Annotated in this window: 1 protein-coding gene; it reads right to left on the bottom strand. The window is 56.5% G+C overall.

The annotated features are described in order from the left end of the window. The coding region (locus tag JCM10914_RS28105; RefSeq protein WP_036720653.1) for an amino acid adenylation domain-containing protein at positions 1–1,489 on the bottom strand (1,489 nt) is incomplete at both ends.

The raw sequence follows: 1,489 nt of genomic DNA, 5'->3' as shown, positions 1-1,489 counted from the left end.
CACCTGGCACCAAATCCCCGTTAGCTTCTGCTCCGCTTCCGTCCGGGGGGCTACGTACTCTCCCCTGCCAACTACCTCTGGTGCCGGCAACGCCTTGCGGTCCAGCTTCCCATTGGGCGTTAGCGGTAGTGATTCCAACGTCATAAAGTACGAAGGCACCATATAATCCGGAAGTGTCGCCTTTAAGTGTTCGCGTAGCTCACCCATCTCTGCGTCCCCACTTGTGACAACGTACGCCACGATGGCCTTGTCTGACGCCATATCGTCACGAACGATCACGGCCGACTCCCGTACAAGTGGATAACGAAGTATTGCTGCTTCGATCTCCCCAAGCTCGATCCGGTAGCCCCGGATTTTCACTTGATTGTCCATCCGTCCCAAGTATTCCAAGTTCCCATCCGGCTGCCAGCGTACCAAGTCTTCGGTCCGGTAAAGGCGCTTGTTCCACTGCGGATGAATGATGAACTTCTCCGCCGTCAGCTCCGGACGATTCCAATATCCCCGTGCCAAGCCGTCGCCTCCGATATACAATTCCCCCGGTACCCCCACGGGCACCGATTGCAACTCACTATCTAGCACGTACACCTGCGTATTAGCGATCGGTTGACCGATCGGAATACGGGTTTCCCCGTCCCATGCCGGAATCAGATAACAACATGTAAACGTCGTATTTTCCGTCGGGCCATAGCCGTTGATCAGTTGAAGCTCCGGATTTGCCTCCTGCACCTTACGCACATGAACTGGTGATACCACATCCCCGCCAACCAGCAGCTTCCTTACACCTCTAAACACATCCACTCGGGTATCGACCATGGTGTCAAACAGCCCACTCGTCAGCCACAACATGGTCACCCCGTAGCGTTTCACCACCCTTGCCAGTTCCTCTGTACCCGGGCCTTCTGCGCCGAGCAGGGCAAGCCGCGCTCCGCTAAGCAAGCTCCCCCATATTTCAAAGGTTGCCGCGTCGAACGAGACCGGCGCCGCCTGTAATAGCACGTCCTCCGATTTGATCTCTGTGTACCACTGCTCCTTCACCAACCGCACGATTCCCCGGTGGGGAACGCAAACCCCTTTGGGCTGCCCCGTCGATCCTGAGGTGTACATCACATACGCCAGATTCTCCGCCGTCATTTCGCTTACCGGATTGCGCTGTGACTGTTCTACCAGCGTTTCCTCAATCCCGTCCATAAGGACGACCGAGCCCACATATGACGGTAGACTCGAAACGTATTGTGATTCCGTCATCAGCACCTTCGGCTGCGTATCCGCCAGCATGTATGCGAGACGTTCCGGCGGATATGACGGATCCAGCGGCACATACGCGCCTCCTGCTTTGAGTACCCCCAGCAAGGCAACGATTAGATCCACCGACCGTTCCATGCAAATCGCCACAAGACGCTCCGGTCCTACCCCTTGCTGACGCAGGTAATGCGCCAGTTGGTTGCTTCGTCGATTCAGTTCCGCATACGTCAGCGTCACGTCCTCGAAC

Source organism: Paenibacillus sp. JCM 10914 (assembly GCF_001315105.1).
Lineage (GTDB): Bacteria > Bacillota > Bacilli > Paenibacillales > Paenibacillaceae > Paenibacillus_AQ.
This window is presented reverse-complemented; position numbering and strand designations above follow the sequence as displayed.